This is a genomic window from Actinomyces bowdenii, assembly GCF_017592395.1.
GTDB lineage: Bacteria > Actinomycetota > Actinomycetes > Actinomycetales > Actinomycetaceae > Actinomyces > Actinomyces bowdenii.
In genome coordinates this window covers 147,285-164,205 of record NZ_JAGFOU010000002.1, presented here as the reverse complement: position 1 = coordinate 164,205, position 16,921 = coordinate 147,285, and the positions used below count along the sequence as shown (strand labels likewise).

Below are 16,921 nucleotides of genomic sequence, written 5' to 3'. Positions count from 1 at the left end.
CGCCGCTACCTATCCCAGACCTCACTCCAGCAACTAACCCACACCCTGACCCACACCACCCCCGACAACCACCCCCTGATGACCATCACCACCTAACACAAAGAACACCACACCAAGAGACTTGACCCGGGCGGCTCCGGAGCAACGGCAGTGACAGGGCCCGCCGGGCGCAAGAAGGGCGTCACTTCGCGACAGGCGCGTCACTTCGCGACGGAGGCGACACCTGCAAGGTACGTCCACGTCGCGAAACGACGCCCAAGTCGCCAACCGACGCCGAACCGGTGGCCCTCAGCACCCCCGGCGCGGGAACGCGACGCGGCCCCGCCCACCGCAGGGGTGGACGGGGCCACGTGGAAGCACTCCCCCGGCGCGGCGCCGGCAACTACCGTGCGCCGTGCAGCGGGGCGGGGCTCACTTGAGGGTGACGGTGGCGCCGGCGCCCTCGAGCTGCTCCTTGGCCTTCTCGGCGGCCTCCTTGTTGGCGCCCTCCAGGACGGCCTTGGGGGCTCCGTCGACCAGCTCCTTGGCCTCCTTCAGGCCGAGGGAGGTCAGGGCGCGCACCTCCTTGATGACCTGGATCTTCTTGTCGCCGGCGGCCTCGAGGATGACGTCGAACTCGTCCTTCTCCTCGACGGCGGCCTCGCCACCGGCAGCGGCGGGGGCGGCGGCCACGGCCACGGCGGCCGGGGCGGCGGCGGTGACGTCGAAGGTCTCCTCGAAGGCCTTGACGAACTCGGAGAGCTCGATGAGGGTGAGCTCCTTGAACTGCTCGATGAGCTCTTCAGTGGTCAGCTTCGCCATGATGGGCGTTCCTTCCTGGTGTGGTTCCTGCGCGTGCAGGGGTGGTGGATGACGCGTGCGGCCTCAGGCCGCCGTCTCCTGCTTCTCGCGCAGGGCGTCGACGGTGCGCACGGCCTGGGAGGCCGGTGCGGCGAAGAGGTAGGCGGCCTTGGACAGGGACGCCTTCATAGCGCCCGCGGCCTTGGCCAGCAGCACCTCGCGGGATTCGAGAGAGGCGAGCTTGTCGACGCCGTCGGCGGACAGCACATCGCCGTCCATGACGCCGCCCTTGATGACGAGCTGCTTGTTGTCCTTGGCGAAGTCACGCAGGGCCTTGGCGGCCTCCACCGGCTCACCGGTGACGAAGGTCAGGGCGGAGGGGCCCTTGAGGTCCTCGGCGAAGGCCTCGAGGCCGACCTGGCGGGCGGCGATCGCGGCAAGCGTGTTCTTCACCACGGCGTACTCGGCGTTACCGGCGAGAGCGCGGCGCAGCTCCTTGAGCTGGCTGACGCTCAGTCCCCGGTACTCGGTGAGCAGGACCGCGTCCGCCTCGCGGAACCTGTCCGCGAGTGCAGCGACGGCTGCTTCCTTGTCAGGCCGTGCCATGGGCCCTCCTTCCGTGGTCTGCCGCAGGGCCCGCTCAGCAGAGGAGCCCCGCGCCGGTGGGCACGGGGCTCGCGGGCCGGGGCACCCCGGCCGGGTCTCGTCTCACCTGCGCCGGCCCCGCCGTAAGCGGACTTGGTCCCACCGGAGTGGGCAACCTGCGGTCTTTGGCGGGGCCAACTGTACAGGCCGACGGCGCCGCTGCGGCAAGGCCGGGCGCCGTGGGGCTGGTCACGCGGGGCTCGGCTCGCCGCGGGCTCCACTGGCGCCCCGGGGCGTCGGGGCGGGCGCCCCTGCCTGTGGCGGCGCAGCCCCCATAGGCTCACGCCATGAGGACGACAGCGCCCGTGTGGTCAGACGCCCTGCCCGACGATCTCCCCCGTCTCACTGTTGACGGGCGGGACACGGGCCTGCCCCTGTGGGTGGCCTCCAACCGGCGCGAGCGCAATAAGGGGCTGCTCGGCACCGACGGCATCGAGGGGGCGCTGTGGATCCCGCGCTGCAACTGGGTGCACTGCTTCGGCATGCGGTACACGATCGATGTCGTCTACGTCCGCCGCTCCGGGACGGTGGTGGCGGTGGCGCCCTTGGCGCCGGGGCGGATCGGCCTGCCCCGCCTACGCGCCAGCGCGGTGGTGGAGATGGAGGCCGGGATGGCCGAGCGCCTGGGCATCCGTCGGGGCAGCGTCCTGGCCGATCCCGCACGCAGAGGCACCGCGCCCGGGCGCTTCAGCCGGCGGTGAGGGCCAGGGAGTCCTCGACGGCGGAGCGCACTTCGGTGTTGATCTCACCTGTGGCGACGTACTGCACCGCGGCGATGCGCTCGCCGTTGCTGATCACCCAGAGGCAGCCCTCATCGGTGCCGTCATCACCGTGGGAGAAGTCGACGCGCACGGCCTCCTTGAGGCCCTCCAATGTCAGGGGGTTGCGCACTTTGGCGACGTAGCCGGTGAGGGATCCCGCCTTGTGGTCGACCTCGATCTGCGCCAGTGCCAACGCCACGGACTCCTCGGGCATGGTGGGTGCCACGAGGAGGCGCTGGATCATGATGCTGTTGTCATCCACCAGCGCCCATCCCCTGGTCCAGCGCTGGGATCCCTCAGCCCCTCCGGTCTCCAGCCAGCCCTCGGGAATGAGGAGCGTGACGCCGTCGGCATCGGCCTCCTGTCCGGGGACGGCTTGAGAGGCGGAGGCGGTTGAGACGGCGGCGCTGGGGGTGGCCGGCTGGTCGTCGGTGAGCTCGATCCAGGATCCGACGGTGGTGCGCTGCTCATCGGTGACGGTGGGGCCGGCAAGGTCGAGCAAAGCGATGCGCTCGCCCCGCTGAATCCCCCAGAGGGTGCCGGTGGCGTCCAGGGGCGAGGTGGCGCGGTAGTCCTGGCGGACGAGGGTGGTTCCGCCCCCGGACCAGGCGGTGCGCGCCCCCACGGGGGTGTATCCGCGGGTGACGGAGCGGGCGGCGTTCATCGCGATGTCGATGGCGCCGTAGACGTCGTCGGCGTCGACGTGGGGGGCGGCCATGAGCCGGCTCCCCGAATCGTCCCGGGTGGTCCACACGGCGGTCCATAGTCCCGCTGCTGGAGCTGATCTCTCCCAGCCGGAGGGGGTGGCCAGGAGCATGCCGCTCTCGTCGACGCGCTCCCAGTCCCCGTCGGGGCCGGGCAGTGAGGAGCAGGCGGCGGCGCCGACGGCGATCCCGCCCACGAGTGCCAGGAGTCCTGCTCTGCGAGGCATGGCGGTGGTCATTACTCCCCCTCGGAGTAGGTCATGGACTCCTCGATCCCGTTGCGCAGCCCGTCGTCGACGGTGCTGCCGAAGAGCGTGACGATCGCGATCTCACCGCTGTTGCCGGCCGTGAGCCAGGTCCAGCCGCTGTCGGAGCCGGTGGGGCCCCAGTAGAAGGCGATGCGCTCGATGCCTGTGGCCTCGTCCTGGTCCCAGGAGATCCTGTCGATCTCCACATAGTTCTCGATGAGGAAGGAATTGATGCGGTCCACGACCTGGCGGGCGCCGTTGGCGGAGGTGCCGGCCGAGAGCTGGCCGGTGAGGATCCTGTGGGCCGCCCCGTTCTCCTCGCTCTGACCGGGGATGTCGTAGGAGCTGGCGTACTGGCCCCAGTCCTCGTGGGCGGTGGGGCCGGCGGCGTCCGTGGGCAGGAGCAGTCGCATGGCCCCAATGGTTGTCTCCTGCCAGCCGGCGGCGTCCTCGTCCGGTCCTGGGCGCGGCGAGGGCGCCTGGGGGACGTCGGAGATCTCAGTGAGGGCCTTTGAGGGGGCGTCACCGGATCCGCATGCGGCCAGCACACCGGCCGCGGCGACGACGGATGCTGAGGCAACCACGGCGCGCCGCCTCACGGGGCGCTCACCACCAGTGAGTCGAGGACCGCATATGCGGCATCCACAGCTTCACTATTAGCAGCCGGAGCCATCACATAGACGGAATAACTATACCCACCCTCACCGTCAACTATAATCGCCGCACCTCTCAACTCGACTTCAGCATTGGGGCTCTCAGTGGACCAACGGGTTTTTCCTTGCTGCGACCACTCCAATCGCCTAGCATTTCTCCCACCATCAACCGACACGCTGACCGCAGACACATCCTCACCTTTCGAAGAAAAGGCCTCCTGCTCGACGGCGAGAATATCATCAGCACTCTTCTCTCCATTAGCATAATACTCCACAAAAACAGAGTAAGGAGCATCCGTATCCACATTGTATATAACCTGCTTCCGGCCGTCATCGAACGTCCTCGGAGGCTCAGAACCAGCCTCTTCGGATATCGTCACAGTAAGCCCGAGGGCCGGATTCATCGTCCACCCCTCCGCCTGCGAAGGCGCAGAAGAAACACCACTAGATGGCTGTTCCGTAGCCGCAGACGCCGATTCGCGAACTGAATCAGGAGAAATCGAAGCATCGGCAGGATCGGAAGAACTACTACATGAGCACAACATAGCACCGACGAGGATCATCACAAGACCGCCCACGATGGAGGAACCACAATCGAATCGAATCATCCGCCTACTCCTCACAACATACATACTCATGTCTAAAGTATACTCCAAAGTCCATGTAGCGACAACCCAGTCACTGGGCAGTACCGCACCTCAGGTTCAACCAAAAGGATACCTGCCGACTCATTATGGAATCTCAGCATCCTCATAACGCCTCTCACCACCCCCTACGGACGGGCGCCCCAGTTGCTCAACGGAGAGGGTCTCCTTGGTTGTCTCCGAGTCAACCTCATTCCAGTTCATAACCCAAAAATCAACGCCCCCAGAGTCAGTAACCTGAGTCCCCTCCTGCAGGGTACGCGTAACCTGAGCCCTCTCATAAAGGAGATTGTCAAAGGGATCAGAGGAGGGCTTACTAGGGTCAAGAGCGGACTGGGGCACTGTCAGCGCCCCGTTAGTCAGGGAGGAGTTGACGTAGTCCTCAGCGATTCGCCTCTGCTCCGGGCTTAGTGATGAGACATCGAGGGTTGTCTCGATGGTGGAGGTCACCGTAGGCGTGGCAGCAGAGGCATCCCCAATTTCAGCTCCTCCCACTTCAGCCTTCGCAGAGGCTGACGCCTGCCCCTCTTTGACGTTAGTGAAAGTAATAGTTTGTAGATTACCCATCTCATCATACGTCACTTTATAGTTACCCACATAACTAGCTGACGCATCAGCATTTCCTTCTAATCCGAACACCTCATTCGGACCCTTCCCTTCGGCGGACGCAGAAGCAGACGCCTCGCCCTTATAAGAAAATTCATGCGAAGTACTGTGCTTCTCACCTGTTTCCGTCTTGGCTATCGAATCCGTATGAGTATAGCTCGCCTCTCCCGATATGGACACGCTTGCGCCGACACTCCCGCTGCCCACACTGACACTAGCACCCTCTTCATCCTCCTCGCCCCCATTGTTATTGTTCTTTTTGATCTCCGCGTTAGCGCTGACGGACGCCCCGGCCTGAAGGAAGAGCCTCACCTTGTGTGATACCGATTGCTCATCCACTTCATCATTCACCTCCTTCTCCTCACCAAAACGCCCAAATCCGTGATTATCAAGATGATCCTCAATCGCCTCAGAATTATCTCTATCGAACTGCCGGCAAGATGGTTGTCCTTCGGAGTCACAATGGAAGTTATTAGTCGTGGTACGACTTACCGAGACGCCCCCAGAGGCGCTAACTTTAGCCTCAAAACCGGCCTCGCCGCCTTTGTTTTCTTTACTGCTCTCCCGACCTTTCTCTACACCATAACTGCCAGACAACTCCTGTGTAGAACTGAATCCTCGCATCCCAGAGCCATCAGAATAGGTTGTAAACGTAATTGCCTGCCCATCTTTACCATCAACATTCACGGATCCTGGCCCCACGGGAACAGAAACTCCGATTTCAGTAGAAGACGACTTCTCAATAGACGACTTGACCACCTTAGAAGGATCCACTTGATAGGGGTCACTGGCCGCAGTGGAACTACACGAATAGCTGTCGCCAGTCAACTCAGCAATCGCGCCTTGGATCTTGCAGGCGACCTGTTCGCCGATGGGGGTGGAGAAGGCGATCAGCACCACGGCCAGCACAGCGGCAAAGAACGCCATGCCCGCGTATTGGACCGCTGTTTGACCACGTTCGCATGTCATCCGCCATCGAGACTGCATCGGGTCCTCCTGGTTCGTCGGCCGAGTATTCCGTCGCTCTCGCGCATCCACGAACCAAGGAGACCGCAACCGGTGTCCCTGCTCCTAGGGGCGTTCGCCCTGAGAACTCCCTGATCTTCTCGAGAAGCCGCCCCGATGCGGTGAGTTCTGCCAGGCTAGGGCCATGCTGATCATGACCCTCAAGGTAGCACGACCGCACCGTCTCTATCGCACGAGGACCAGGAAGGAAGGCCACTCGGCATGAGCGGGGCGGTCACAGGCGTGATCGGCGCTCTCGTCACCGTCACCTGCGCGGTGCTGGCTGGTGGTAGAGGCGCCTCCTGGTGCCGCAGCTATGCGCAGGAGATTGAGGATCCACGACCGCGGCACACCTGGCTCCTGGGCACGGCATGGCAGGCCGGCCTGGCCCTGCTTGCCTCGGGGCTCACCATCGGGTGGGCCTGCTCCCTCAATGCTCCTCTTGAAGGGCTCTTGGCCGCGCCTGTCGCCGTCGCCCTCTGCCAGGCCGGCTCCGTGGACGCGGTATGCCACCGCCTGCCCAATGCCCTCCTCGGGCTTGCCGCATTTCCCGCTCTCATGAGCAGCATCGTGCGACTAGCCCAGCAACCCAGTGCCACTGCTGTGCTGACCTGGCTGGGGGCAGCCGCGCTGGTGCTCGTCGTCACGACTGTACTGGCCTTCATCGGCTCGGGAATGGGGATGGGGGATGTCAAACTCATGGGCGTGGCGGGCCTGTGGCTGGGCTCCCTGAGCCTGCTGGCTCCCCTAGGAGCCCTCATGGGAAGCTTCCTCCTGGCCGGCCCCGTGGCGCTTACTCTCATGGCGCTCAAGCGAATCGGCCGGAAGGATCCCATGGCCTTCGGCCCCTATCTCATTGCAGGGATCCTCCTGAGCTGGGCGTTGAGCATGCCCTGAGGGCTGCAGCCCTGCGGTTGACTGCTTCCTCAGTCCTGCCCGTCGGTCAGGCGGGTCCTGGTCTGAGGAAGCACGCCCTTGAGGGCTGTGGAGAAGTCGAAGCCATCAGGGACGGTTGCGGAGGTGGGACTGGTGGCGCAGGCGCCCCCGATGGAGACCCCCAGGTCGCCCTTGGAGTTGCAGATCCCGCCTTCGAAGACGATCCGGGCCGAGGCGGTGGCCTCAGCCCGCTGCCCAGTGTCCCTGATCTCATCGTTCCCGCGAACGGTGACCTCGACGGTGGCGGTGCGCGCATCGTAGGAGACGGAGGTAACCGTGGCGTCGTTGTTGCTCGCATACTGCTCCGCCGCGAGCTCCGCCGTCCCCTTGGTCAGGGTGAGCCGTTTACCGAAGTGGCTCCAGAACTCGGCTGGGCTTGAGGAGGCCAGCGCCTTGGTGTACTCCAACTCCAGTGCCTGAGACCAGGACTCCGCTGCTGCTAGAGCGGCCGCATCCGCGGCAGCCTTGGACTGCCGGCTCTCGTCGTAGCCATCACCGAGGTATCCGATGAGCATGTACCCGATGAGGGTGATGACGAAGACCCCCGCCACAACATAGGGGAGCATGCTCCCCCGCTCCTCGGTGGCCCTCAGCCGCAGACGACGACGCAGTTCCTCCATGATCACCTCTCCTCAAGTACTCCTATTGCACTCGAGTGAGTCGTCATCCGCCAGGGGCGATCGCCCCTGACGCACCCCCTGACCACGAGGCGTCCCATCGACATCTCACCGCTCGACGACGGGGATGTCGGTGAGGCGGAAGGGGTTGTTCGATCGGGCAGAGTTCTTCTCGGGCGCTTCAAGATCGAGGGTGACCGTGTCCTGACCGGTGTCGGGCCAGACCACCGTCAGAGTCGTCGTATTTCCCTCGCCTAACACACTGTCTGCTGTAATCTCACTGAGCGGGTGGTGCGTGTCCTTGGCGGACCTGTAGTCCACCGGGTAGTACCGCGTCGTCCCCGTCAACAGGCTCAGCCCCGTCACCGCGAAGAGCAGCGCATTGTCCTCCTCGCCTCGGGCACTCCCCAGCCTCTTCGTGGGCTGGAGCCAGTCGGCTGGCCCCACCACTGTTCCCCCGGTGCCACCGGTCACCATGACCTCCCCGACGAGGTAGTCCCCATAGCGGGTGACCTCCTTCAGGGTGAAGACCGCCTCGCCATCGCCGAGGCCACGCGAGACGGTGACGCCCTCACTTCCCTTGGCCGTTGGCCCCTGGGGCGCCGGTAGCTCCCCGCTGCTGTCGCTCCTCCCCTTCTTCTCGGAGACCTCCTGGGTGGGGACGAGAACGACCTCCACCCGTCGATTGAGCTGGCGGTTCTCGTCAGAGTCATTGGGCACCCGCGGCTCACCCTCACCCTTGCCCGACACACTCACGGTGAAGGCGGACATATCGGTCAACTGCCCCAGGCGATCGGCCACGGCCTGAGCCCGGCGCGTGGACAGGTCCTGGTTATGGGCTTCATCAGCAACGTCATCCGTGTGCCCCACGATCGAGACCTCGCCCCCGGAATACGCCTTGAGCTGGTCCGCTGCCCCTCGCAGGGCAGCATCGGCCTCACCGCTGAGCTCCGCCGAATCGACGGCGAACAGCACATCGGCCGCCAGCGTCACCGTCACCGACTCCTGCGTCACCCGCGTATCCGAGGCGCCGTCAACTGTTGCAGTGAAGCTCTCCAAGGCCGCAGGATCTGGACTGTTCTTCGTGTCCTTCGCCCGATCGAGCGCCTTCTGGGCCTCGGCCGACAACTTGCCATCACGCACCACCGGGACACCTGTGAACAGGCCCGCCTGGGGCACGAGCACATTGATGCGTTCCGCAGTCACCGGCTTGAAGAACGCATGCAGCACGTCATCGGGACTCTCCTCACTCACCTCGGCTGACTCAGAAGCCGCCTTGTAAGTCTCCTGCGCCATTCCCGTATCGAAGTCCACCAGCCGCACACCATCAGCGCCGCTGAAGCTCTCCGTCCCGTTCCATAGGAGTGCGATATTCACGCCGTCACCGGTGACCGACGGCGGCTTGGTGGTCCAGAGCTTGTCCAGGTGCGCTGCGAGCGGCACCACCATGACGTCACCACTGACCATGGCCGGCCCCACTGCGATCTCCACGCTCGCCCCCATCGTCGTGACTGTCCGTTTCACCCCCCGCCCCGGGTCCACCGAGGCACCACCACTGGCACCTCCCGAGGACGCCCCGCTAGGAGCGCTGCTCGACGCGCTGCCGTCTCCTCCAGTCGGCTCAGCGGAGCCGCTATCCTGCCCCCGTCCCAGGCATGCGGCCAGCACCGGCACCCCCAGCACCGATAGACCACCACCCAGGAGCACTGACCGTCGAGTCCTACCGCCCATGATCACACGTCCTCTCCGCAGATTGAACTACTGCACTCACATGCACCCAGAGGATTCCTTCGCATCCCGCTGCGCGATGAGCAACCGACAAGGATGCAAACCACCCTAGAGCATGCCCCGGCACCTCGCCACAGGGAACACCCCGTGGACTCCCCAGGCACCATGGATAAACGATCTCAGGATTCACGCCCGCCCTAGAGCTCCACAGGAGCTCCCAAGACGATAAGGGAGGTGCCCCGCTCCGGCGAGCGGGGCACCTCCCTATGCAGCGCTAGATGCTGGATCAGCCAGTGATCTTGTCGATCGCCTCGATGATCTTGGCCTTAACCGCGTCTCCGATCTCCGAGTTGGCGCCGATCAGCGCCAGAGCGATCAGCGCAACGAGGAAGGCGATCCCGGCGTACTCCACAGCGGTCTGGCCGCGCTCAGAGTTCTTCATCTGCTCGAAGGCCATCTTGGTACGGACCTGGAGGGCGAGCATCTTGTTGGTGCTGAACATGTCGTGTCCCCTTTCGCTTTGCGAGTGACATGAGGTGGACCGGCTTTAAGCGCCCGTCCTTGCTGACATTCATTACTCTAGGGGAGCTCATGACCCGCACCCCAGGGGCAGGCGCCCTCAGCTCAGCCCTTCTCCCGCCCTGTCCGGCGCCCCTCCGTTGACCCAGGCCAGAACCGCCTCCGCCCTGTTGTGCACCCCCAGTTTGGGGTAGGCGGCATTGAGGTAGTTCTTCACCGTCCGGGCCGAGAGGAACTGCTCCCGGGCGATCTCCTCATTGGTCATGCCGCGGGCGGCAGCATCGAGGACCTCCGCCTCGCGCTCCGTGACCTTGGCGCGCAGCGGATTCGTCGCCTGGGGCGCCGGGCCGTTGAGCATGACCTCCGCCGCCTCCGGCCCCAGGACCATCCCGCCCATGAGAGCAGTGGACAGTGCCCCGGCGAGCTCCTTCATGCCGATCCCGCCGTGCACCAGGTAGCCGCGTGCCCCGAGCTCCAGTGCTTGGCGGATCGTCTCGGATTGGCCCGAATTGGTGAGCATGAGGACGGTGGAGAGCGACGAGAGCTCCGGTAGGGCCTCCAGCCCGCCCATCCTCGGCATATCGACGTCGAGGAGCACGACATCGGGAGAGGTCCTGCGGGCCGAGGTGATCGCCTCCACTCCATCCCCGGCCTCCTCGACGCTCTCCACCTGCTCCATGCGCCGCAGGAGGGTCACCAGTCCCGCCCTGACGATCGGGTTGTCGTCCACAACCAGTACCTGCATCATCGTGCCTTCCTCATGTGTTCCAACATCATGCGATCCCGTGCTCCTGGCGGGGCAGTGGCACCGTCATGGTGACCGCTGTTCCAGGTCCATCGGCGCGCTGCCCGATATGCAACGCCCCCTCGAATCTCCGCAGGCGCTCCCTCACCCCTGCCAGTCCGTAATGCCCCTCGGAGGCGAGATCATCCAACCGGTGCAGCGCCTCCGGGGTCCCCCGCCCATCGTCCTCGACCACGACAACGAGGGTCTCCTCCTGACGGCGCATCGTCACGTGGGCAGTCTCCGCCTGCGCATGCTTCTCCACATTCGCGAGCAGCTCCCCGAGCACACGCTCGACATTCCAGGCCCACTCACCCTGGGCCTGCTGCCCCCGGAGATCCTCCGAGAGGTCGAGGACCGTTCGATGGCCGGTTCGCCGCCCCCAGGTCTCGACCTGCTGGGAGAGGTGGGCACTGAGATCTTGCACCTGCGCCGAGGAGTTCAATCCGTCCAGGACAGCACGGGCCTCTCTGCTGGCCTCATCCGCGGACTCGAAGAGGACCTCCGCCAGGCGCCGCGTCCCAGGATCGGCGCCCTCCAGATCATCCCGCAGCGCCTCGGAGAGCATGCGGATGCCATGGACGGACTTGGCCACCGAGTCATGCAGGTCCCGGGCGATGAGGAGGCGCTCATCACTGGCGGCCCGCTGGATGCGCGCCTCGGCGAGCTCGTCGGTGAGATGACCGGTCTGTCGGAACTGGTTCCCCATCCTCAGGGCGAGCATCGCGGTCAGCACGAAGGACACCAGGATGAGGGCGAGTCCCATCCCCCCGCCGTAGGGAGAGGCTGGCCCATGCCCGACGAGCACAATGGCTCCTGTGATGACGAGCCACCCGGCCACCCAGGGGGCGGAGCGGGTGATTCCCATGAGCACGATGGAGAGCAGGAGGTAGGCCCCGCCGAGCACCGGGGCATCAAGACGGGTGACAACAACCACACAGAGAATCCCTGCTATGACGGCGTCGCCTACCGGGAAGAGCCAACCGTTGAGCACCGCGTGCGAGGTCCACGACCAGCCCCACAGGAGAAGCGCACTCATCGGCAAGGCGAGAAGCGGAAGCACGGCCGCACCGGTCCCCGGCCAGGCAACAGCCGCTACGACACCTATCGCCGTCAGTATCCCCATCCGCGCGCAGGCGAGGAAGGACACCGTCGACCTGATGGTTCCCGCCAGGACCTGCGTGGCCAGGGGCGCATCTTCAATGTTCATCTCAACCCCCGAAGCCGGATCCGATATTGATGAGGATCATCCCGCCCAGGATGAGGAGCAGCGTGGCGGGCAGGATCATCGTGGTGACCACCAGGGCGATCTTCGGCTGGGCCCTGGCGGCCGCGCGCCGGACCTGCTGGGCCCGCTCCCGACGGATCTCCGTGGAGATGTCCATCAGGGCGTCCGCCAGGGGCGTGCCCAGCTCTTCGGCCTGGAGGAAGGCCGAGACGAAGAGGGCAACGTTCTCGCTACGAGAGTTATCCCGAACCGCGACGAAGGCATCCCGGCGGGAAACCCCCAGCCGCATGGACTGGATGGCATTCCTCATCTCCTCGGCCAACGGACCTCCATGATAAGAGCTCACGCGCTCGATAGCGGGCCGGAAGGCCATCCCCGAGCGGACCGTCACTGACAATACATCAAGGAAATCAGGCAGGTCACGATCGATCTCCCGGGAGCGCCGCATCCCGGTATTGATGAGCCATAACCGCATCCATCCGACGAGAAGCAAGGAGATCATGAAGCCCAGGAGCCACTGACGCAGCAGGAAGGCAAAGAGGAGGACGATCACCCCAAGGACCATGAAACCGGCTTCCCGTTGAATAAAACTCGCCTGGGTGAGGCCCGCCGGATAGCCCGCCCTCTTCAACCGCTTCTCCAATAATGCTCGCTGTCGAGGGCTGTACACCCCCCGGAGCAGGCTCCCGAAGCGGCGCCCCAGGCCGTCGACGACCCTGACGATGAGGCTGCCCCGAGCCCCACTATCCACAGGCTCCTCCATGGACAGCGAGCTCGCGGCGTCATAGCGGACCATGCGCAGGCCCTGCGCAGCACCCAGGACCAGGGCGAAGGCGGCACAACCAGCAAGAAGTGCGATGGGGTGCATCAGATATCCACCCTCCCCACTAGGCGCATCAGACCGATACCTCCACCGAAGAGCACTCCGGAGGTCACCAGGGCGATCTGGCCCAGGAGGGAGGTGGCCATCATGTCGAGGATCCCGGGCTTCAAGAGATTCATGAGAAGCACCGAGCCCAATCCGATGAGGATGACGGCGTAGCCGGAGATCGAGGCGCCCATGATGGTGGTCCCCACCTCGCGGCGCAGCTCCTTGCGGTCCTCCAGGGAGGCGGCGATATCATGCAGGGCGCGGACCAGCTCCCCGCCGGCGCGCTGCTGGATGACGATGGTGCGAATGAGGACTCCAACCTCACGGGAGGGCAGCCGCTCCGTGAGCTGCTGGAGCGCCTGCTCGATCGACCAGCCGATATCGAGCTGGCTGACCACATGGTTGATCTCTCCGCTCGCGGGCTCCGGAAGCTCCGTGGCCGCCATCCCCAGGCAGCGGCGCATGGACAGCCCCGCGGAGCTCCCATTGGCCAGCAGGCGGGCCAGTTCCGGGAGCTGGGCGACGAAGCGCTGGGTCCGCTTGGTCTTGCGGTAGTCCAGCCACTTCCACAGCAGCAGGGGCAGGAGCAGGGCGATAACGACCGAGGCGATCCGGCCCACAAGCACCTGCCCGCCCAGGAGGATGACGATGATGGCGAAGGCCAGGACGAGCAGCACCCGACCCGCGGGCCATGACAGCCCTGCCGCCGCGAGGCGCTTCTGCATGCCCGTCATCCAGCGGGTCGAGCGCAGGCGGCGCCCCATACCGCCGAGCCGGCCGCCATTGGCCGGCCGGCCCCCTGCACCCACGCTCTCCTCCAGCTCCTGGCTGCGGGCGCGGTCCCCGGAGAGCACGGCGATCCCCCAGCATCCCAGGACCAGGGGCACGACCGCCGAGAAGAGCACCAGCCACGGACTCATCACGCACCCCCCGGCGTCCCGGCATAGGCCGGCGGGATCTGCTCGCGCTTGGCCACCATGCGCTGGGAGAGGTTCTCGGAGAGGGGGAAGCGCAGCGTCTCACCCTCCCCGGAGCGCGAGGGCCCGGGCACGAAGCGCATGACCGGCTGGGTCACGTACGGCTCCCGGCGCTGGGAGGTGACCTCGGCGATCTCGCTGACGCGCCGCATGCCCGTGGAGTCCCGCTCGAGCTGGACGATGATGTCGATGGCGCCGTTGATCTGATCACGGATCGTGTCGACCGGGAGGGCCACATCGGACATGGAGGCCAGGGTCTCCAGGCGGCTGAGGGCATCGGCCGTGCTGTTGGCATGCACCGTGGTCAGGGAGCCCTCGTGACCGGTGTTCATCGCCTGGAGCATGTCCAGGGTCTCGCCGCCACGGACCTCGCCGACGACGATCCTGTCCGGCCGCATGCGCAGGGCATTGCGCACCAGGTCGCGGATCGTCACCTGCCCCTTGCCCTCGGAGTTGGCGGGCCGGGCCTCCAGGCGCACGACATGGTGCTGCTGGAGGGAGAGCTCGGCGGCGTCCTCGATGGTCAGGATGCGCTCGGCCTCGGGGATCGCACCGGACAGGGCGTTGAGGAAGGTCGTCTTGCCCGTGCCGGTACCGCCGGAGACCAGGATGTTCAGGCGCGCCCGGACCATCGCCGCCAGGAGGGCCGCCGCGTCCTCGGGCAGGCTCCGGCGTGCGATGAGGTCGTTGAGGCGGAAGGGCCGCGGGAAGCGGCGGATCGTGATCGTCGGCCCGTCGAGGGCCAGGGGCGGGATGATGACGTTGACGCGCTCGCCCCCCGCCAGGCGGGCATCCACCATGGGGCTGGACTCATCAACCCGGCGGTTGACCGAGGAGACGATGCGGTCGATGGTCTGGTAGATCTCCGCCTCGGAGGAGAAGCCCTGGGGCAGGCGCTCCAGGCGCCCGGAGCGCTCCACGAAGATGCTCCCCGCCCCATTGACCATGATCTCGGTGACGCTCTGGTCGGCGATGAGCGGCTCGAGGATCCCCAGGCCCACCGATTCGTCGACCACCCGCTCGATGAGCTGGGCTCTCTCCGGGGAGGACATCACCGGGCCCTCGGCGGACAGGATGCGGGAGAGCATGCGCTCCAGGCGGGCCCGGCGCTGCGGCATCGACAGGGACGAGACCTCGTTGAGGTCGACCTCCTCCAGGAGCCTGCTGCGGTAGACCGAGACCAGGCTCTCGCGCTCATTCGTGGGCTGGTCCTGGTCGCGCAGGACCCTGTCGCGCAGGGCCATCAGGACTCCCCCCGGGGGAAGGAGGCGCTCCGCGTCACCGTCAGCTCCTCGCTGGTGATCCAGGGGATGCCGACGGGCATGCGCACCGTCACCGCCACGCAGTTCTCACCGGGGCAGGACCGGCTCACACTCTCGGTGACCACCCAGTCCGGCAGGGCCTCGGCCACCGCGCCCTCCACTGAGGCCGAGCGGGTCATCGCGGCCCTGGCACCATCGCGGGCGGCGGTCTGCGCCGAGGAGATGACTGAGACTGCCAGGAAGCCCTGAACCACGAACAGGGTGACGAGCACGATGATGGGGATGGCGATCGCGAGCTCCACGGAGAGGGATCCCCGCTCGCAGTGGCGCCGGTCGGCTCGGTACTGTCGAAGACTCATGATCAACGCTCCCAGTGGATACTCGCAGTGGCATCGGCGGGCGGCAGGGTGAAGGGCGAGGGGATCGTCAGGGACACCCTCACCCGATCGCCGCTGGGGGCGCCGACGGTGAGGTTGTCGTCCCAGCCCCAGGGGACGTCGTCGGCCACCCTGGCCTGCACCTCCCCGGGCGACATCCCCACGGCGTAGTAGCGCGCCGCGTCCTCAGCGGCATTGGAGGCCACGAGGTGGCTGGCGCCCCAGAACACGAGCTGGATGCACACCAGGACGGCCAGCGTCACCAGGGCGAAGCCCACGGGTGCCTCAGCGAGGATCTGGCCCCGCTCCCGACGCCGCCCCCAGGTCCTCCTCTTCTCCCGACGCCGGTCCCGCTTGCCCTGCTCCGCACCCTCAGCGCTCCTGCCGCGGGTGATCTCGTCGAATCCCTGCTGCACCTGGGGCGCAGGCGCCCCCTGAGGAGGACGGGCACTGTGATCCACCCATTTCGAGAGCGGCTCGCAGATGGGCTCCAGCGGCTGATCCAGGACGGTGGCGGTGTTCATGGGCGGCTCCAGCAGCTTCTCAGCCTCAGGGATCTCCACCCCCAGGGCCAGGCCGGTCAGGCGGCCAGCGGCGGCCGGCTGGATCTCCGCCCTCCTGCTCACCTTGTTCAGCGCCAGGGACATCGGTGTGGAGCGGGCGATATCGAGCCGCTCCATGGCCTCATGCAGGCGCCGAGCGGCCCGCAGGGCGGGGATGTCGGGGGTGGCAACGATGAGCAGCTCGTCGGCGAAGTCCAGGGCGGCGGCCTGCACATCATCCAGGCGGGACCCGCAGTCCAGGATGATGGCGGCGTACTGGTAGCGCGTGGCCTGGATGACGCGCCGGATCTGCGCCTCCCCCATGGCCTCACCGGCCTCGCCGTGCCGTGGTGCCGACAGGAGCATGATCCCGTGGGGCACGGGGAAGCTCGCCTCGTCGAGCTCACGGCGGCCGATGTTCTCCCCCACCTCGGCGAGGTCCGCCACGGAGCGCCGCGGCCTGGCCCCGCAGTAGGCGGCCAGATCACCATTGCGCAGGTCGAAGTCCACCAGGCAGGTGGGGGCCCGCCTGGCGAACTCGCGGGCCAGGAGGAGGGCCAGCAGTGATGTTCCCACTCCGCCTTTGGCGCCGACGACGGCGATGACCCGGCCGATCTGGCGCTGCTGCTCGATGGCCACCCCCTCCACGCGGTGGTGGGCCGCCTGCGTCCACGCCAGCGCCGAGGGGATCCGCGTGGAGTAGGCCTCCAGGGAGGCCGGGAGTGGCAGCACATCACGGGCCCCCACCTCCAGGGCGTTCTCGTAGATCTGGTTGCCGCGCTCCGTGGTCAGCAGCAGGGTGGCCACCAGCGGCCAGGCCATCGTGACCTCCCGGGCCAGATCCAGCCCGAGCCCATCGTTGACGCGCAGGTCGATGAGAACGACATGCCCCTCGGAGTCGTCCTGGAGCCGCAGGCGCAGGGCCTCTGAGGAGGCGACGGCGTGTATCGAGGTCGTGGCGTCGATCTCGCGCAGGGTGGCCCGCACCTGCTCGACGACCTCGCGGTCCTGGGAGACGATGAACAGCGCCATGC

The 16,921-nt window shown here is 66.2% G+C and carries 18 protein-coding genes; 2 read left to right on the top strand and 16 right to left on the bottom strand.

Going from position 1 to position 16,921, the window contains the following annotated elements; genetic code table 11:
• Positions 1 to 411: 411 nt before the first annotated feature.
• Together rplL and rplJ are read right to left on the bottom strand one after the other, a co-directional pair.
• Positions 412 to 801, bottom strand: a complete 390-nt coding sequence (gene rplL / locus J5X07_RS01870) for a 50S ribosomal protein L7/L12 (RefSeq protein WP_124932670.1) — start codon at positions 799 to 801, stop codon at positions 412 to 414.
• A 63-nt stretch (positions 802 to 864) separates the two neighbouring features.
• Positions 865 to 1,386, bottom strand: a complete 522-nt coding sequence (gene rplJ / locus J5X07_RS01865; protein ID WP_124932671.1) for a 50S ribosomal protein L10 — start codon at positions 1,384 to 1,386, stop codon at positions 865 to 867.
• Between the two features lie 326 nt (positions 1,387 to 1,712).
• On the opposite strand from rplJ, the gene J5X07_RS01860 reads away from it, so the two are divergent.
• Complete coding sequence (locus tag J5X07_RS01860) at positions 1,713 to 2,126, top strand: DUF192 domain-containing protein (protein ID WP_208478466.1); 414 nt, start codon at positions 1,713 to 1,715, stop codon at positions 2,124 to 2,126.
• On the opposite strand, the gene J5X07_RS01855 is transcribed toward J5X07_RS01860, so the two are convergent.
• The 4 genes from J5X07_RS01855 to J5X07_RS01840 form a co-directional block, all read right to left on the bottom strand.
• The gene (locus J5X07_RS01855) at positions 2,113 to 3,117 is read right to left on the bottom strand and encodes a hypothetical protein (protein ID WP_208478465.1); all 1,005 of its coding nucleotides are present in this window, start codon (positions 3,115 to 3,117) and stop codon (positions 2,113 to 2,115) included. The genes J5X07_RS01860 and J5X07_RS01855 overlap by 14 nt on opposite strands.
• 11 nt (positions 3,118 to 3,128) lie before the next feature.
• Entirely contained in the window at positions 3,129 to 3,722 is a 594-nt protein-coding gene (locus J5X07_RS01850; protein WP_208478464.1) for a hypothetical protein, read from the bottom strand.
• A gap of 11 nt (positions 3,723 to 3,733) precedes the next feature.
• Positions 3,734 to 4,195: a hypothetical protein gene (locus J5X07_RS01845; RefSeq protein ID WP_208478463.1), complete on the bottom strand. Its 462-nt coding sequence runs from the start codon at positions 4,193 to 4,195 to the stop codon at positions 3,734 to 3,736.
• Between the two features lie 327 nt (positions 4,196 to 4,522).
• The gene (locus tag J5X07_RS01840; RefSeq protein ID WP_208478462.1) at positions 4,523 to 5,968 is read right to left on the bottom strand and encodes a hypothetical protein; all 1,446 of its coding nucleotides are present in this window, start codon (positions 5,966 to 5,968) and stop codon (positions 4,523 to 4,525) included.
• 300 nt (positions 5,969 to 6,268) lie between these two features.
• Here J5X07_RS01840 and J5X07_RS01835 point away from each other — a divergent pair, with 300 nt between their 5' ends.
• Positions 6,269 to 6,943 carry a prepilin peptidase gene (locus J5X07_RS01835; protein ID WP_208478461.1) on the top strand — a complete coding sequence of 225 codons (675 nt, stop codon included), beginning with the start codon at positions 6,269 to 6,271 and terminating at the stop codon, positions 6,941 to 6,943.
• Positions 6,944 to 6,972: 29 nt separating this feature from the next.
• Here J5X07_RS01835 and J5X07_RS01830 read toward each other — a convergent pair whose 3' ends face one another.
• The 10 genes from J5X07_RS01830 to J5X07_RS01785 form a co-directional block, all read right to left on the bottom strand.
• On the bottom strand, positions 6,973 to 7,602 hold the full coding sequence (locus tag J5X07_RS01830; protein ID WP_208478460.1) for a pilus assembly protein TadG-related protein: 630 nt from the start codon (positions 7,600 to 7,602) through the stop codon (positions 6,973 to 6,975).
• Between the two features lie 105 nt (positions 7,603 to 7,707).
• Entirely contained in the window at positions 7,708 to 9,090 is a 1,383-nt protein-coding gene (locus tag J5X07_RS01825) for an OmpA family protein (protein WP_185731942.1), read from the bottom strand.
• Positions 9,091 to 9,613: 523 nt separating this feature from the next.
• Complete coding sequence (locus tag J5X07_RS01820; protein ID WP_124932680.1) at positions 9,614 to 9,829, bottom strand: Flp family type IVb pilin; 216 nt, start codon at positions 9,827 to 9,829, stop codon at positions 9,614 to 9,616.
• 117 nt (positions 9,830 to 9,946) lie between these two features.
• The gene (locus tag J5X07_RS01815) at positions 9,947 to 10,594 is read right to left on the bottom strand and encodes a response regulator transcription factor (protein ID WP_243896278.1); all 648 of its coding nucleotides are present in this window, start codon (positions 10,592 to 10,594) and stop codon (positions 9,947 to 9,949) included.
• Positions 10,595 to 10,619: 25 nt separating this feature from the next.
• A complete protein-coding gene (locus tag J5X07_RS01810) occupies positions 10,620 to 11,567 on the bottom strand; it encodes a sensor histidine kinase (RefSeq protein ID WP_185731943.1) in 948 nt (315 codons plus the stop codon).
• 274 nt (positions 11,568 to 11,841) lie between these two features.
• A complete protein-coding gene (locus tag J5X07_RS01805; RefSeq protein WP_124932682.1) occupies positions 11,842 to 12,726 on the bottom strand; it encodes a type II secretion system F family protein in 885 nt (294 codons plus the stop codon).
• Positions 12,726 to 13,649: a type II secretion system F family protein gene (locus J5X07_RS01800; RefSeq protein WP_243896276.1), complete on the bottom strand. Its 924-nt coding sequence runs from the start codon at positions 13,647 to 13,649 to the stop codon at positions 12,726 to 12,728. The genes J5X07_RS01805 and J5X07_RS01800 overlap by 1 nt, the downstream gene beginning before the upstream one ends.
• On the bottom strand, positions 13,649 to 14,950 hold the full coding sequence (locus J5X07_RS01795; RefSeq protein ID WP_124932683.1) for a TadA family conjugal transfer-associated ATPase: 1,302 nt from the start codon (positions 14,948 to 14,950) through the stop codon (positions 13,649 to 13,651). The genes J5X07_RS01800 and J5X07_RS01795 overlap by 1 nt, the downstream gene beginning before the upstream one ends.
• On the bottom strand, positions 14,950 to 15,327 hold the full coding sequence (locus J5X07_RS01790) for a TadE/TadG family type IV pilus assembly protein (RefSeq protein ID WP_208478459.1): 378 nt from the start codon (positions 15,325 to 15,327) through the stop codon (positions 14,950 to 14,952). Before J5X07_RS01790 ends, J5X07_RS01795 begins: the two co-directional genes overlap by 1 nt.
• Positions 15,328 to 15,329: 2 nt before the next feature.
• Positions 15,330 to 16,919, bottom strand: a complete 1,590-nt coding sequence (locus tag J5X07_RS01785) for an AAA family ATPase (RefSeq protein ID WP_208478458.1) — start codon at positions 16,917 to 16,919, stop codon at positions 15,330 to 15,332.
• Positions 16,920 to 16,921 lie beyond the last annotated feature (2 nt).

Coding starts and splice junctions, on each gene's coding strand:
- J5X07_RS01805 (WP_124932682.1), bottom strand. CDS start 12,726: ATGCACCCCATCGCACTTCTTGCTGGTTGTGCCGCCTTCGCCCTGGTC.
- J5X07_RS01815 (WP_243896278.1), bottom strand. CDS start 10,594: ATGATGCAGGTACTGGTTGTGGACGACAACCCGATCGTCAGGGCGGGA.
- J5X07_RS01820 (WP_124932680.1), bottom strand. CDS start 9,829: ATGTTCAGCACCAACAAGATGCTCGCCCTCCAGGTCCGTACCAAGATG.
- J5X07_RS01840 (WP_208478462.1), bottom strand. CDS start 5,968: ATGGCGTTCTTTGCCGCTGTGCTGGCCGTGGTGCTGATCGCCTTCTCC.
- J5X07_RS01785 (WP_208478458.1), bottom strand. CDS start 16,919: ATGGCGCTGTTCATCGTCTCCCAGGACCGCGAGGTCGTCGAGCAGGTG.
- J5X07_RS01855 (WP_208478465.1), bottom strand. CDS start 3,117: ATGCCTCGCAGAGCAGGACTCCTGGCACTCGTGGGCGGGATCGCCGTC.
- rplJ (WP_124932671.1), bottom strand. CDS start 1,386: ATGGCACGGCCTGACAAGGAAGCAGCCGTCGCTGCACTCGCGGACAGG.
- rplL (WP_124932670.1), bottom strand. CDS start 801: ATGGCGAAGCTGACCACTGAAGAGCTCATCGAGCAGTTCAAGGAGCTC.
- J5X07_RS01845 (WP_208478463.1), bottom strand. CDS start 4,195: ATGAATCCGGCCCTCGGGCTTACTGTGACGATATCCGAAGAGGCTGGT.
- J5X07_RS01800 (WP_243896276.1), bottom strand. CDS start 13,649: ATGAGTCCGTGGCTGGTGCTCTTCTCGGCGGTCGTGCCCCTGGTCCTG.
- J5X07_RS01790 (WP_208478459.1), bottom strand. CDS start 15,327: ATGAGTCTTCGACAGTACCGAGCCGACCGGCGCCACTGCGAGCGGGGA.
- J5X07_RS01830 (WP_208478460.1), bottom strand. CDS start 7,602: ATGGAGGAACTGCGTCGTCGTCTGCGGCTGAGGGCCACCGAGGAGCGG.
- J5X07_RS01860 (WP_208478466.1), top strand. CDS start 1,713: ATGAGGACGACAGCGCCCGTGTGGTCAGACGCCCTGCCCGACGATCTC.
- J5X07_RS01835 (WP_208478461.1), top strand. CDS start 6,269: ATGAGCGGGGCGGTCACAGGCGTGATCGGCGCTCTCGTCACCGTCACC.
- J5X07_RS01795 (WP_124932683.1), bottom strand. CDS start 14,950: ATGGCCCTGCGCGACAGGGTCCTGCGCGACCAGGACCAGCCCACGAAT.